This window comes from Streptomyces sp. CNP082 (genome assembly GCF_059570535.1).
This window is the reverse complement of the sequence record NZ_JCANSZ010000041.1, coordinates 53,598-67,738: the sequence shown is the minus strand read 5'-3', so window position 1 is coordinate 67,738 and position 14,141 is coordinate 53,598. Positions and strand designations below refer to the sequence as shown.

Sequence of the window (14,141 nt, the reverse complement as noted above, 5' to 3'; positions counted from 1 at the left end):
GACCGCAGCACGGTCCGCCGCCCGCTCACGACGCCGACCCGGTAGCCGGTGAGCCCCACCGCGACCAGCCCCGGCTCCGCCATCCGGAGCGCCGTCACCAGCACGCCGGCGCCGCACGCCAGCGCCAGCGCGGCACCCGGCAACCGACGCCACAACCCCACGCCGACGGCGGCAAGCAGCGCCGCGACAGGCACGACCGGGCCCCACGCCTCGTCCAGCCCCCGGCCCAGCACGCCGGCACCCATCAGCAACCCCAGCGCGACGTCGGCAACCCACCCCGGCACACGCCTCCCCACCCGCGCCCACCTGCCCACCCGCGCCTCCACCCACTTCACGCTTCCACGCTAGGAAGCAACCCCAGCCAGCACGTCCCCCCACAGAGGGAGCCGGAACGTACCACCACAGGAGGAGCGACCCTGTCCGGCGGCGCCTGCATATACCCGCCTCGGCCCACCAGCGAGCGCATGCGCGGGCCCGGCGCATCACGCGGTCATGTGGGCGAGGGCATTACTCTTCGGTCTGCCGAGCTGCCTTGATGATGCCCTGCACGGCTCTGTCGATTCGGGCAGCCGCCAGATGCGGGTCGGGCTGTCCGGCATCGAGCCAGCCGATGACGGCCTCCGTGGTGAATACGGGAATCACCTGCGCTGCCCAGTCCAACCAGGGACCCGCCGGGATGCGTTGGGCGAGATTGCGCTGGGCAATCTCGGCCGAGGCGGCGGTGATGGTGTCAACGAGGTCGCGGAACTCGGGTTCCCGGACTGCGTAGCGGAAGAGCAGCCGGAAGCCGTCGGGGTCGGCCGAGGCGGCGCGCAGAAGAGCGGGGATCGACTCGTCATCGAAGTTGTCGCTGCCCACCGAGCCGGCGAGTTGCGTGCAGGCACGATCGAGGGCCGCACGGTACATGTCCGCCTTGGACTCGAAGTGCCGGTAGAGCATCACGCGGGTGATGTCCGCTTCGCCCGCGACGTCGTCGAGGCTGGTGGCGGCGAACCCGGCGCGGGCGAATGCCCGGGTCGCCGCGCCGAGGATCTGCTCCCGCCGTTCGTCCCGCCGCATCCGCCTGACCGGCTCGGATCTGCGGGAGTTCGCCTGCTCTGGTGCCACCCGGCCACCCTCCTTCTTGTTTGACATTCGAGTATACAAGTAGCTTTGTACAAGACAGCGTATACAAAGTGCATCCCAACGGAGGCGACATGGCCGTCCAGCTGCCCTTCGAGCAATCGGGCCCCTTGCAAGTGCCGCCGGTGCTGCGCACCTTGCAGAGCCGGGGCATCATCCACCGGATCCGTACCCGGGTCGGCGACGATGCCTGGCTGGTCACGGGTTACGAAGAGGTACGCCGCCTCCTCGCCGACAGCCGGCTCGGCCGGTCGCACCCCGACCCGGACAGCGCCGCGCGCTCGGGCGAGTCGGCTCTGTTCGGCGGGCCGCTGGGCAACTACGACACCGAAAAGGCTGATCACGCGCGGATGCGGGCACTGCTTCAGCCGCACTTCACACCTGGCCGCATGCGCGCATTCCGCGGGCGGGTGGAGACGCTGACCGCCCAGCTCCTGGACGGTCTTGCAGAGCAGGGGCCGCCGGTCGACCTCAACGCCGCGCTCGCCCTTCCGCTGCCGATCCTGGTGATCTGCGAGCTGCTCGGCGTGCCGTACGACGAGCGCACCCAGTTCCGCACGTGGACACAGGCCGCCGCCGACGTACTCGACAGGGCACACTCGGAGCAGGGGCTGGCGGACCTCTTCACCTACGGACAGGAACTGGTGGCCCGCAAGCGCCACCAGCCCGGCGACGATGTGATCTCCAGGCTCTGCGCGACAGACGGGGTCGGAGACGACGAGATCGCCATGCTCTCGATGGCGCTGCTGTTCGCCGGCCACGAGACCACCGTCGTCCAGATCGGCCTCGGGGCGCTGCTCCTGCTGACCAGTCCGGACCAGTGGCAGGCGCTCCTGGGGGACCCCCGTCTGATTCCCAGGGCGGTTGAGGAGATCCTGCGCGCCCCGGGCAAGGGCGGCGGAGGCATCCCGCGCTACGCCCGCACCGAGATCGAGATCGGCGGCGTCACCGTCCAAGCCGGGGACCTGGTCATGCTGGACAACGGCGCCGCCAATCACGACGGGGCCGTCATCAGCGACCCCGACCGTTTCGACGTCACCCGGCGGGAGAATTCGCATCTCACCTTCGGGCACGGCCTGCGCTACTGCATCGGCGCACCCCTGGCCCGTATGGAGCTGCAGGTCGCCTTCGCGCAGCTCATTCCGCGTTTCCCGCGGATGCAACTGGCCGTGCCGGCAGAGGAACTACACGTCCGCGGCGACGTACTGACGGGGGGACTCGTCCAGCTTCCGGTCACCTGGTGACACCGCCGGCGTGCGAGGCGGCTCGCTTCGGAGTGCACCGGACGTGCCCGGCCGGTCAACGCGCGGGGTGTTCGGTGATCCAGCGGGCGGCGAGGAGTCCGGAGGCGGCGGTGAGGACGGCGGCGGCTACGGCGGTGGCGTTGAGGCCGAAGGCGTCGGCGAGGATGCCGGCGACGAGGGCGCCGGCGGCGTAGCCGATGTCGCGCCAGAACCGGTAGGTGCCCAGTGCGTTGGCCCGCCAGGCGGGGTGGGCGTGGTCGGAGACGGAGGCGATGAGGGCCGGGTAGACCATGGCGGTGCCAAGGCCGAGTGCGACGGCGGACAGGATTCCGGCGAGCAGGGGGCGCTCCAGTAGGGCAAGGGCGAGGACGAAGCCGGCGGCCTGGACGAGCATGCCGTAGACGATGAGCGGTTTGCGGCCGATGCGGTCGGCGAGGTGGCCGGTGGGGATCTGCCCGAGTCCCCACAGGATCGGGTAGAGGCCCTTGATCAGGCCGACCGCGGCGAGGCCGAGGCCGTGGTTGGTGAACAGGAGCGGGAAGACGCCCCAGGTGAGGCCGTCGTTGAGGTTGTTGATCAGACCGGCCTGGCTGGCGCCGCGCAGGGAGCGGTCGCGCCAGGAGGTGCGGGCGAACGTCACCTTCAGACCGGTGTCCTCGTCGTTGGGCAAGGGCTTGGTGTGGTGGGCCAGTTCCAGGGCGACGTGGGCGGCGGTGTCGCGGACGACCAAGGCCAGGGCGAGGCCCGCGACGACGAAGACGACGCCGATGAGCTCGGGGACGGGGCGCAGGCCGTACGAGGTGGCGAGGTAGCCGGTGAGCAGGGCGGTGACGCCGACCGCGGTGTAGCCGGCCGCCTCGTTCAGGCCGGTGGCGAGTCCTCGGTGGGAGGGGCCGACGAGGTCGATCTTCATGTTGACGGTCATCGACCAGGTCAGGCCCTGGTTCAGGCCGAGCAGGACGTTGGCGGCGACGATCCAGTCCCAGGACGGTGCGTAGGCGAGGGCGAAGGGGACGGGGATGCCGAGCAGCCAGCCGGCCACCAGCAGTTGCTTGCGGCGGAAGCGGGCGGTGAGCGCGCCGGCAGCGAGGTTGGTGAACGCCTTGGTGAGGCCGAAGGCGATGATGAAGGAGAAGATGGCGAGGTCGCTGGTCAAGCCGAAGGTCTCGGAGCCGATGAGCGGGACGGTGGTGCGTTCCAGGCCGACCAGTCCGCCGACGCAGATGTTGACGATGACCAGCAGCGTGAACTGCAGCAAGTTCTCCCGCAGGCCGAGCCGTACGGGCCGCCCGGCGGCATCGGTGGCAGTGGCGGCGGTGGGCGTGGTGTTCACCCGCGGTGGCCCTCCGTGCCCTGGGCGAGCTGCTGGCCGTGGGCGGCGGTGTAGTCGGCCGGTCCGCCGTCGAGGACGGCGATGTCGGTGTGGCCGGCGCGTTCCAGGAGGCTGGCGGCGGTCATGGCGCGCTCGCCGTGCCCGCAGGCCACGACCGGTCCGGCCGGCGCGTCGGCGGCATGTTCGGTCAGGGCGCCCAGCTCGATATGCACCGCGCCGGGGACGTGCCCGGCGGTGAACTCGGCTTCCTGCCGGACGTCGACGTAGGGGCGGCCAGCGGCGCGGCCGGCGCTGAGGAACGCGGTGCCGGCCTGGGTGTTGCCGTCGGCGAGCCAGGCGGCCATGCCGCCGGCGAGCCGGCCGGCGAGGCGCTCGTAGCCGATCTTGTACGCCTGCCAGACGATCTCGCTCACGTCCTGGTCGTCGTTGACGACGAAGGCGAGTGGCGCGGTGTCGGGCAGGAGCCAGCCGAGCCAGGTGGCGAACTGGCCGCGCAGCGGAATCGACAGCGAGTCGGGGATGTGGCCGGCGGCGTAGTCGGCGGCCGGGCGCACGTCGACGACATGGCCGCCATCGGCGGCCACCAGCGTCCGGATCTGCTGTGCGGAGAGGGCGGGCAGCGCAAGCTGGGCGGGCAGCGGGGCCGGGCCGCGCCGGTTGATCTCGCCGAGGAGGTCGAAGTACGTCGGGTAGGTGCCCAGGCTCGCCATGAGCTGGGCCGCGAAGGTGTCCTCATCGGGCGCGGCGAGCAGCGGGTTGGCCCGCTTCTGGGCGCCGATGGTGGTGGTGCGCTCGGTGCCGGGCGGGGCGGAGCAGAAGGAGCCGGCGCCGTGCGTGGGCCACACCGCGGTCTCGTCCGGCAGCTCGGCCAGCCGCTGCAATGACCGGTACTGGGCACGGGCGAGTTCCTCGGTGCGCTCGGCTCCGAGGAGGTCGGTGCGGGCGGCGGAGTTCACGATCAGGGACCCGCCGGTGAACACCCCGAGCTGGTGAGAGCCGTCCAGCAGCAGGAAGGACAGGTGCTCGTCGGTGTGCCCGGGGGTGGCCAGGGCCCGCAGGGCGAGCCCGCCGAGGTCGACCTCGTCGCCGTCGGCCAGCGGCTGGTGCGCGAAGGCCCGGCGGCCTGCCGCGGAGGCCAGGATCGTGGCGCCGGTGTCGTGGCCGAGCTGGACGGCGCCGGAGAGGAAGTCGGCGTGCAGATGCGTGTCCGCGGCGAACGCGATGCGCAACCCGCGCCGCTCGGCTGCCGCCCGCAAAGCGCGCAGGTCTCGGCTGGCGTCCATGGCCAGGGCGCGTCCGTCGCCGAGGTCGAGCAGGTAGGCGCTGTTGCCCAGTCCTTCGTCGACCAGCGGAACGAGGTGATCGTCTACGAAGCCCACGGCGTCCTCCAAGAGCTCAAAGGGGAGTGTGGTCACACCCACCGGACTCAATTACAATGATCCATGGATTTATGGAGGATGTCATGCCCGAGAAGGCGAAGAGCACGACGAAGGCGCGGCTGTACGACGCCTTCGCGGCCAGCGGTAAGGCGCTGGCCAGCGGAAAGCGCCTGGAGCTGCTGGATCTGCTGGCCCAGGGCGAGCGCACCGTCGACGCGCTGGCGAAGGCGGCCGGGCTGAACCTGACCACCGCCTCAGCGCACCTGCAGACCCTCAAGCAGGCCGGTTTCGTCGCCACCCGCCGCGAGGGTGTGCGCATCCATTACCGGCTCGCCGGCGACGACGTCGCCCGGCTGTTCGCGCTGCTGCGCAAGGTCGCCGACCGCCACCAGGCCGCCGTGCCCGCCGCACGCGACGCCTACCTCGGCCAGGACGCCCCCGCCGGGCTCAGCCGCGAGGAACTGCGGGTCCGGATCGCCGCCGGGGACGTCGTCGTCCTCGACGTGCGGCCGGTGGAGGAGTACCGGGCCGGGCACATTCCCGCCGCCCTCTCCATCCCGGTCGACGAGCTGGCCGGCCGGATCAACGAGCTGCCCGAGGACCTGGAGATCGTCGTCTACTGCCGCGGCGAGTACTGCGTCCTGGCCTACGACGCCGTACGGCTCCTGACCGACCGGGGCCGCCGCGCGATCCGACTCCACGACGGCATGCTTGAGTGGCGGCTGTCGGAGCTGCCCACCGACGCCTCGGACCTGACGTGACCGCCGGCCTCGGACCTGACGTGACCGCCCCGGGCCGCGGCCTCCCGCCGCACCCGGCACTGGCCGGCGGACCGGTCTGCCTGGACTGCAACGCGACCACCCCGGTCGACCCGCACGTCGCCGAGGCGATGTGGCCGCACCTGACGTGCTCACCGACCGCAACGGGCTCGTCGAGCCGGCCGCCCTTGCCACGGCCTTCAGCGGGGACACGCTACGGCGTCGGTGATGGCGGCGAACAACGAGACCGGCGCCCTCGTCGAGCAGTCAAGGCTTCAACCGGTCGGTGATGCAGTCGGCATATGCAGGAAACACGCCGGGGAGAGGCTCCTCTCGCACGCCGGTTCCCCACCCCCACAGGGCCGGATCGTTCCACGAACACGTGGCCGCCGGTTCCCGTAGGCGGTCGCGGGCAAGGAGGAGACTTTGGCCGGCTCAGCAACCCGCCGGGACTTCCTGCGCTCCGTCGGTGCCGCGGGCGGCGCCGGAGCGCTGTACTCCACGATGAGCGCGCTCGGCCTGGCCCCCGTGGCCGAGGCCGCCGCGACCGAGTTCCGCCCGCCGCAGCGCAGCGACTTCACCCTCTCCGGCCGGGCCGCGGGCTCGGTGATCGTGCTCGGCGCCGGCATCGCGGGCCTGGTCACCGCGTACGAGCTGGGCAAGGCCGGCTATGACGTACGGATCCTGGAGGCCCGGAATCGGCCGGGCGGCCGCAACTGGACCGTTCGCGGCGGCACCACCGAGACCGACCTCGACGGCCGGACCCAGCGCGCGACGTTCTCCCAGGGCCAGTACATGAACGCCGGCCCGGCCCGGCTGCCGCAGTCGCACGTCACGCTGGAGTACTGCCGCGAACTGGGCGTGGAGCTGGAGGTCTTCACCAACCAGAACGCGAACGCCTACATCTACCACGAGAAATCCGCGGGCTCACTCGCCGGCAAACCGGTGCGCTGGCGCACCGCCAAGGCCGACGTCTACGGCTACGTCTCCGAGTTGCTGGCCACCGCCACCGACCAAGGGGCCCTGGACAGGGAGCTGACCGCCGACGACAAGGAACGGCTACTGGCGTTCCTGGAGGAGTTCGGCGAGATAGGCGGGCGCGCGGACGGGTGGGCATACTCGGGCAGCGACCGCCGCGGCTACTCCGTCGAGCCCGGCGCCGGCATGGAGTCGGGCACCGTGCTCGCCCCTGTCCCCTCCCTCTCGGACGTCTTCGCCAGCGGCATCGGCCACCGCCTCACCTTCGAGTTCGGCTACGACCAGGCCATGTTGATGTTCCAGCCGAAGGGCGGCATGGACCGGATACCGTACGCGCTGGCCAAGGCCGTCGGCCGCGAGCGGATCAGCTACGGCGCCGAGGCCACCGCCGTCACCGACCGCCCCGACGGCGCGGAGGTCACCTGGCGGGACGCCCGCGGCCGTCACCACACCGAGCGCGCCGACTTCGTCGTCTCCACGATCCCGCCGATGATCGCCGCCCGGCTCGACCACAACCTGGGCGCCGACGTCACCGCCGCGCTCAGGACCCCCTCCCCCGTCCCCGTGGGCAAGATCGGCCTGGAGTACCGCCGCCGCTGGTGGGAGACCGACGAGCACGTCTACGGCGGCATCACCCCGACCGACACCGACCTGGCCACCATCTGGTACCCCTCGTACGGCTATCACGGCCGGCGGGGCACGCTCATCGGCTACTACAACTTCGGCGCGGACGCCCTCGCCTACGGCCGGCTGACGCACGCCGAACGCGAGGCGCGGGCAGTGAGTCAGGGCATGAGAATCCACGGCGAGAAGTACCGCACCGAACTCGCCGCCTCCTTCAGCGTCGCCTGGCACCGCACCCCCTTCACCGAGGGCGGATGGGTCGGCTGGGAGTCGCAGACCGGCCCCGCGTACCGGCGGCTGCTCGAACCCTCCGGCCACGTGTACTTCGCCGGCGACTGGCTCAGCCACGCCATCGCCTGGCAGCACGGGGCCATCACCTCGGCCCGCAAGGTCGTCACCGAACTGCACGAGAGGGTGATGCAGGGATGAGCGCACCGAAGCGACGCGCCGTGCTGCTGACCGCCGCCGGCGCCGGCGGCGCGCTGCTGACCTCCGCCACCGCCTTCGCGGTCGCGCGCGGCTGGCGGCCGGGGCCGGGCCAGGTCAAGGTCATGCTGCCGGCCGGGCAGAGCAACCCGGCCATCGCCACCGGCGTGGCGACCGGTGAGTCCGTCGCGCTCTACACCAGCAGCGGCCTCGGCCCCGACGCGCTCAACCCGGCCGCTCCGGCGGACGCGCCGGAGCGCTGGACGGACCCGTCGATGACCGAGGGCGCCGAGGGCGTCACGGTGACCGAGGCGCAGGCGCTGCTGGTGCTGCGCAAGATCTCCGACAACCTTGCCGTGGCCGGGCTGTCTCCGGCCGACGTCATCACGATGAAGTGCTATCTGATGAAGCCGCCGGGCGCCGAACTCGCCGACTACGCCGGCTGGAACCGCGCGTACCGGCAGTTCTACGCCAACGTCGACCTGGCCTCGGGCGAAACGGTCCCGGTGCCGATGGGCACCTCGGCACCGCAGCCGCCGATCCTCGCCAACAGGGCCCGCCCGGCCCGCGCGACCATGGAAGTCGCCTCTCTCGCCGTGCCGGGCTGGCTGGTCGAGGTCGAGGTGACGGCGGCCTATCGCAGGAAGTGAGGGGGGCGGAGAAGGGAGACGGCGTGGGACCGGCGCAACCGGTCCCACGCCGTTGAGCCGCGGACCCGGCGTTCTGCCCCGACGCTGGTGACCGGACCGGCTGACCGCACGGTGGACGCGCTCCATCGTGGGCATGCTCCCTCCGTGCCACTCGCGTGCCATAAGCCGAGGGTGGGGGCGGGTTTGCGCTCGGTGTCACGCCTGCGTCCGCGTGGTGAAAGCCCAGTCGAGGCGTGGCTCGACGGCGTAGCGGAGGGTTCTGCGTACGGGCGGGGTGCACAGCAGCGTGGCCGTGGCCGCGGCGATGAGGGTGACGGCCGTCTCGCCCGCCGGGGTGGGTACCCAGGTGTGTTCGTACCAGCCCCAGTAGCCGGAGCCCTGGATGAGGAAGCCGTGGAGGAGGTAGGCGTAGAGGGTGCCGGTGCCGAGGGCGCTGAACCACATGTGGCGCGGGGGGACCAGGGTCAGGAACGCGAAGGTCAGCGCGGTGGAGCCGCAGAAGATGAGGAGGGATCCCAGGACGCCGGTGGTCACGGAGTAGCCGAGTTCCTGGGCGCTGTTGCTGTGGTAGAGCCAGAGGGAGTTGGTGCGGGGCGCCAGCCAGTAGGCGAGTGCCAGGGCGCCTGCCAGGACCCCGAGGGCGGGTAGCCGGAGTTCCTTGCGGTGCAGTTGCTGGAAGTGCCGGGGTTTCATGACCAGGCCGAGGACGAAGAAGGGCAGGAACTGCTGGACGCGCTGCAGTTCGAGGTCGTTGGCGGTGTCGGGGGTGACGGTGGCCAGCGCCGCGATGGCCAGGGCGAGGGGCATCGCCACCCGGGGGCGCAGCGCCAGCCACAGCGGGGTGGTCAGGCGCCAGATGAACAGCGCCATCAGGAACCAGGTCAGGTACCACGGGTCCAGCAGGCTGATCCGGTGCCCGGGGTCATCGCCCGCGTAGCGGTTGAACAGCGTGTACGCGGTCTCGAAGAGTACGTAGGGGATGGCGACGCCGGTGATCAGGCGCCGGAGGCGGTGCGGGGCGGCGTCGAGGCGGCGGGAGAAGTGGCCGGCGATGAGGATGAACGCCGGCATGTGGAAGGCGTACACGGTGCGGTAGACCGCGACCACGGCGCGGCTGTCGCCCCGCAGCGGCTCCCAGGCGTGGCCGCAGACGACGAGCACGATGGCCAGGAACTTGGCGTTGTCGAAGAACGCGTCCCGCCGCTGCGATCCGGCGGGGTCGGCGGTGGCTTCGTGCTTGCCGGCGGGCGCGTGGGTGCGGGGGTTGGTGAGGAGCATCTCTGGTCCAGAGGACGTGGGGGCACGGGCGGAGGGCCTGCGGGACGGGTGGACGGAGGGCGGGGAGCGGGGGGAACGCGGGGAGCGGGGGGAACGCGGGGAGCGGGGGCGCCTTGCGGGGTGCGGACGGCTCGTGCACGTGCGTGGCGGTCGGGGTGTCTGCGGGAGGTCTTCGGTCGATGGCTTCTCACGATCAGGCCGGGTACGGCAGCAGGCCGGCATCCGTCGCCTCCCAGGCGGTGCGCAGCTCATCGAGCAACCCGCCCTCGACGCCCGCCTTGTCGGCGCGCTCCCGGGGGTCGTCGGCGACGTGGAACAGGCGGTCCGCGCCGTCCTTGCCGCGGTAGTACTTCCAGTCGCCGCGGCGCAGCGCGCGCTCCCCGCGTACCCGCCAGAACAGGTCGCGCTCCGGCGCCTCCTCGCCGCGCAGCAGGTAGCTGGCGAGGCTGCTGCCGTCGAGCGGGTGGGACCGCGCGGGCCGGGCACCGGCCAGTTCCAGGAGGGTCGCGGTCCAGTCCGGTGAGCAGTTCGGGACGTGGCTGACCTGGCCGGGGCGCAGCCGGGCGGGCCAGCGCACGATCTGCGGTATGCGGATGCCGCCTTCGAGCAGCGTGGCCTTCTCCCCCGACAGCGGCCACTGGTGCGACCAGCGCTCACCGCCGTTGTCGCTGGCGAAGAACACCAGCGTGTCCCGCTCCTGGCCGCTGGCGCGCAGCGCGGCCAGCACCTCACCGACCGAGCGGTCCAGGTCCTGGACCATCTCGGTGTACTTTTCCAGCGAGCCGCCGTCGTCGTGGAAGAGCGCCCGGCGGTCGCCGTCCTTGATCCGGCGTACGATCTCGGCGCTCGCCTCCGCGTCGCCGTCGGCGATCCACGGCCAGTGGGGGGTGGTGTAGTTGAGGTTGAGCAGCCATGGCGTACGGGTGCGGGTACGGAGGTGCTCCACGGTCCGCTCGGTGAGGATGCGGGTGTAGTAGCGCAGGTCCCGGTAGGCGGCGTCGCCCTCGTACAGGTCGTACTCGCCGTTGAGGCCGAGCTTGGAGTAGTACTCCAGCGCACCGCCGAAGTTGCCGAAGAAGGTGTCCCAGCCGGAGCGGGTGGGTGAGAAGTCCGGCAGGTAGCCGCAGTGCCACTTGCCGATCAGTGCCGTGTCGTAGCCGGCGTCGCGCAGCAGCGACGCCAGCGTGGGGTGCCCCGGTTCCAGCCCCACGGACTTGTCGGCTATCGGCTCGGCGAGTCCGCCCTTCGTACGGCCCGGATAGCGGCCGGTGTAGATCGCGAACCGGGTGGGCGAGCAGGTGGCGGAGCCGGAGTACGCCTGGGTGAAGCGCACGCCCTGGCGGGCCAGCCGGTCGAGGTGGGGGGTGCGGATGTGCGGGGAGCCGTAGCTGGACAGATCGGCCCAGCCGAGGTCGTCGGCCAGGATGAAAAGGATGTTGGGCCGCCGGGACGAGCGCCCGGGCGCTGCCTGGAAGGGCTGTTCCGCCGCCGTAGCGGACTCGGCCGGGCCCAGCGTGGCCGAGGCGGCGGCCGAGCCGACGAGCGCGCCGAAGGCGCGGCGGGAGGGTGAAGAAGGCATGGGTCTCCCAAGGTGGGTGGGACAAGCAGGAGAAGCGGGCGACGGTGAGTGAGCGCGGCCCGTCAGCGCGTGGCTCTGGCTGTCACGGGCAGGCGGCGCTGAACACGCGGCAGTAGTCCACGTGCCGGCGGCGTACGAGCAACGCCTGCGTCTTGGGCATGGCACCATCCTGTGCTCCCGCCCGGCGCGCGTCAACGGTTTTCCTAGAAATTTGGTAGGAGAGCTAGGAAATACTGGTGAGCGGGCCCTTGACCGGCGTTTCGACCCGGGGTTACCTGGCGCGCCCAGGTGGCCTCCCGGATGCCCGGCGACCGGGGCGGCCCGGTCCCTCCGGCCGGGCTTCCGCTGGCCGGGCAGGCACAGCCTGGGGAGGGGTCCCAACAGGGCGGGATTAGCCTCCTCCTCGTGACCCGAGCAGACGGTGACGCATCCACCAGGAACCGCCCAGGCCTGGCTACGGCTTTGGCCGTAGCCCTGCTCCTGGTGTCGGGTGCGGCGACGGCGTGCGACTCGCCCGGGGACGACAAGGCAGACGGGAACACCCACCGCTCGCCCGGCACCACCCCGACCAGCCCCGCCGCCTCCCCGCCGCCGAGCGGCGCGGGCGCCTCGGAGGCGGCCGGTTCCACAACACCGTCCAGCACCGGGTCCGGCGGTCCGCTCGCCCTTGCCGAGCTGGCCCGGCGTCCCTGCCGCGCGATCGACGACGAGGACATCCGCTCCAGCAAGCTCGGGATCTTCACCGACGCGGCGGAAACGAACTACGACGCCAAGTCCTGCCAGTGGGGCGCGCGGGGCGGGCTGGTTTCCTTCACCCCTTACACGTCGACGGACCAGACGAAGGCCGAGAATTTCCAGCACCTCACCCGGAAGAACATCAGCGGTAACCGGGCGCTGCTGGGCAGCAGCACGGATCACGGCAGAGAGACATACGTCATGCTCGTCTCCGTAGGCGGAAACCAGTCCTTCAGGCTCATGGTCGTCCCCTTGGGCGAGAACGCCGCAGGCCCGGACGCCCCGACTCTGGCGACCAATTTCGCGAAAGCGATCCTGTCCCACCTCCAATAAGAGGGTCAGGAACGTCGGCTGCCCCGGGCAGCATGACGGCATGACCGAGCGCAGCAAGGAATACACGCACGCCCTGAGGTCTTTGCCGAATACGACGAAGCAGCCTCACCCCGGGAAAACTGAAGGGAGTACGACGTGCCGAGGCGGCCCGTTCGCAGGCCCCGGGCAGGAGTTGGCCCGCCGCTTCCCCGCACCGCGCTGGCCTTCCCGTACGCGGTGGCCGACGAGGATGTCTCCTTCGAGACGGTCGAGGTACCCCTGCCGCCCGGCGCGATGCTCGCGCTCTGCACCGACGGCCTCGTGGAGCGGCCCGGCGAGGATGTGGGCGCCTCCATCGACAGGCTCGCGGAGACGCTCGCCCGGACCGGGGACGAGCCGCTGGACGTGCTCGCCGACAGGATCACGGAACGGGCGAAGGAGAGGTTGCCGCTGAAAGCAGCGACGACATCGCGCTGCTCCTCGTCTCCTGCGTGTGATGCCGAGCGGACGACGTACACCTGATCCCGGCCGTGCCGGAGGCGTTTACGCGGGACCCGCTTCGCACTACATTTCTGGGAGCGCTCCCATCGATGCCCGCCCCCCCGCCACAGAGAGGCATCGGCCCATGCAGACGCCGCCCGGCAGCAGCCGCAGGACAGCCCTGACCTCACTCGCCGCCGTGATCGCCTCGGCCATCCCCGCCGGCGCCGCCTGAGCGACCCCCGACCCGACCCCCCGAGAGGAAGCGACCACACGTGTTACGACGCAGGCACGTTCTCGCCGGTCTGATCGCCCTGCTGGCGCTCATCGCAGCCCTGGTGCCCACCGCCGGCGCCGCCCACGCCCAACCCCGCGCCGGAGTACGGGTCATGCCGCTCGGCGACTCGATCACCGACGGCTTCAATGTCCCCGGCGGCTACCGCATCGACCTGTGGCAGAAGTTCGTGGCAGGCGGCCAGGAGGTCGACTTCGTCGGCTCCCAGTCCAACGGCCCCGACAGCCTCGGCGACAAGAACCACGAAGGCCACTCGGGCTGGACGATCTCCCAGATCGACCAGAACGTCTCCGGCTGGCTGGCCGCGTACCAGCCCGAGACCATCCTGCTGCACATCGGCACCAACGACATGTACGGCGGCGACCCCGGCGGAGCACCGCAACGGCTCGCCGCCCTGGTCGACCACATCACCGCGCAGGCGCCGGACGCGGACCTCTACGTGGCGACGATCGTCCCGCTGGGCTTCAACGACTCGGTCGTACGGGCGTTCAACGCGACGATCCCCGGCATCGTGGAGAACGCGGCCAACGCCGGCAAGAACGTGCATCTGGTCGACATGTACAGCGCGCTGACCCCCGCCGACCTGGCCGACGGCGTACACCCCAACGCGGGCGGCTACAGCAAGATGGCCACGGTCTGGTACGGCGCCCTCACCCCGGCACCGCCCGCCGCATGCGCCACACGTGCGCACGCGCTGTGCGCCTGACCGCGAGCGGCCGGTACCACCGGACGACCGCCCGGCGGTACCGGCGAGTCATGCGGCTGTGCCGAGGCGCCCCTTGAAGACGGCCGATGCGCACCTCGCCGTGACGAACTCGCGGTAACCCACCCCAGAAACCAGCCCAAATCACCCGCGCGGGCAGAGTTTCGCCGAACGAGCCGCGCCCCATCCTGCTCGCGGGGCTGGTTCGATCAAGTCGGCGGCAAGGTGGGCCGCATCGGGCCGGT

Annotated in this window: 12 protein-coding genes and 1 pseudogene; 7 read left to right on the top strand and 6 right to left on the bottom strand. The window is 71.4% G+C overall.

Annotation, left to right across the window (positions count from 1 at the left end):
• Both B124_RS27120 and B124_RS27115 read right to left on the bottom strand, forming a co-directional pair.
• Nucleotides 1-335: pseudogene (locus B124_RS27120) on the bottom strand (histidine kinase); the annotation flags it as partial.
• Nucleotides 336-507: 172 nt separating this feature from the next.
• Nucleotides 508-1,059, bottom strand: a complete 552-nt coding sequence (locus B124_RS27115; RefSeq protein WP_496505595.1) for a TetR/AcrR family transcriptional regulator — start codon at nt 1,057-1,059, stop codon at nt 508-510.
• Between the two features lie 137 nt (nt 1,060-1,196).
• Here B124_RS27115 and B124_RS27110 point away from each other — a divergent pair, with 137 nt between their 5' ends.
• The gene (locus B124_RS27110) at nt 1,197-2,366 is read left to right on the top strand and encodes a cytochrome P450 (protein ID WP_496505594.1); all 1,170 of its coding nucleotides are present in this window, start codon (nt 1,197-1,199) and stop codon (nt 2,364-2,366) included.
• Between the two features lie 55 nt (nt 2,367-2,421).
• On the opposite strand, the gene B124_RS27105 is transcribed toward B124_RS27110, so the two are convergent.
• Together B124_RS27105 and B124_RS27100 are read right to left on the bottom strand one after the other, a co-directional pair.
• Nucleotides 2,422-3,699, bottom strand: coding sequence for an MFS transporter (locus B124_RS27105; RefSeq protein WP_496505593.1), 1,278 nt, complete (start codon nt 3,697-3,699; stop codon nt 2,422-2,424).
• A complete protein-coding gene (locus tag B124_RS27100; protein ID WP_496505592.1) occupies nt 3,696-5,078 on the bottom strand; it encodes an MBL fold metallo-hydrolase in 1,383 nt (460 codons plus the stop codon). Before B124_RS27100 ends, B124_RS27105 begins: the two co-directional genes overlap by 4 nt.
• Nucleotides 5,079-5,161: 83 nt before the next feature.
• Between B124_RS27100 and B124_RS27095 the strand changes: the two genes are divergently transcribed.
• From B124_RS27095 to B124_RS27085, 3 genes are all read left to right on the top strand, one after another.
• Entirely contained in the window at nt 5,162-5,839 is a 678-nt protein-coding gene (locus B124_RS27095; RefSeq protein ID WP_496505591.1) for an ArsR/SmtB family transcription factor, read from the top strand.
• Nucleotides 5,840-6,340: 501 nt separating this feature from the next.
• Entirely contained in the window at nt 6,341-7,867 is a 1,527-nt protein-coding gene (locus tag B124_RS27090) for a flavin monoamine oxidase family protein (RefSeq protein ID WP_496505598.1), read from the top strand.
• A complete protein-coding gene (locus B124_RS27085; RefSeq protein WP_496505590.1) occupies nt 7,864-8,514 on the top strand; it encodes a Rid family hydrolase in 651 nt (216 codons plus the stop codon). The genes B124_RS27090 and B124_RS27085 overlap by 4 nt, the downstream gene beginning before the upstream one ends.
• A gap of 195 nt (nt 8,515-8,709) precedes the next feature.
• Here the strand turns inward: B124_RS27085 and B124_RS27080 are convergent, their stop codons facing one another.
• Complete coding sequence (locus B124_RS27080) at nt 8,710-9,792, bottom strand: acyltransferase family protein (RefSeq protein WP_496505589.1); 1,083 nt, start codon at nt 9,790-9,792, stop codon at nt 8,710-8,712.
• 193 nt (nt 9,793-9,985) lie between these two features.
• A complete protein-coding gene (locus B124_RS27075; protein ID WP_496505588.1) occupies nt 9,986-11,371 on the bottom strand; it encodes a sulfatase family protein in 1,386 nt (461 codons plus the stop codon).
• Nucleotides 11,372-11,833: 462 nt separating this feature from the next.
• Between B124_RS27075 and B124_RS27070 the strand changes: the two genes are divergently transcribed.
• The 3 genes from B124_RS27070 to B124_RS27060 all read left to right on the top strand — a co-directional run bounded on the left by B124_RS27070 (nt 11,834) and on the right by B124_RS27060 (nt 13,899).
• The gene (locus B124_RS27070) at nt 11,834-12,439 is read left to right on the top strand and encodes a DUF3558 family protein (protein ID WP_496505587.1); all 606 of its coding nucleotides are present in this window, start codon (nt 11,834-11,836) and stop codon (nt 12,437-12,439) included.
• A 216-nt stretch (nt 12,440-12,655) separates the two neighbouring features.
• Nucleotides 12,656-12,940, top strand: coding sequence for a SpoIIE family protein phosphatase (locus B124_RS27065; protein ID WP_496505586.1), 285 nt, complete (start codon nt 12,656-12,658; stop codon nt 12,938-12,940).
• A gap of 233 nt (nt 12,941-13,173) precedes the next feature.
• Nucleotides 13,174-13,899 (top strand): SGNH/GDSL hydrolase family protein, encoded by a 726-nt coding sequence (locus tag B124_RS27060; protein WP_496505585.1) that lies wholly within the window; start codon nt 13,174-13,176, stop codon nt 13,897-13,899.
• Nucleotides 13,900-14,141: the final 242 nt, after the last annotated feature.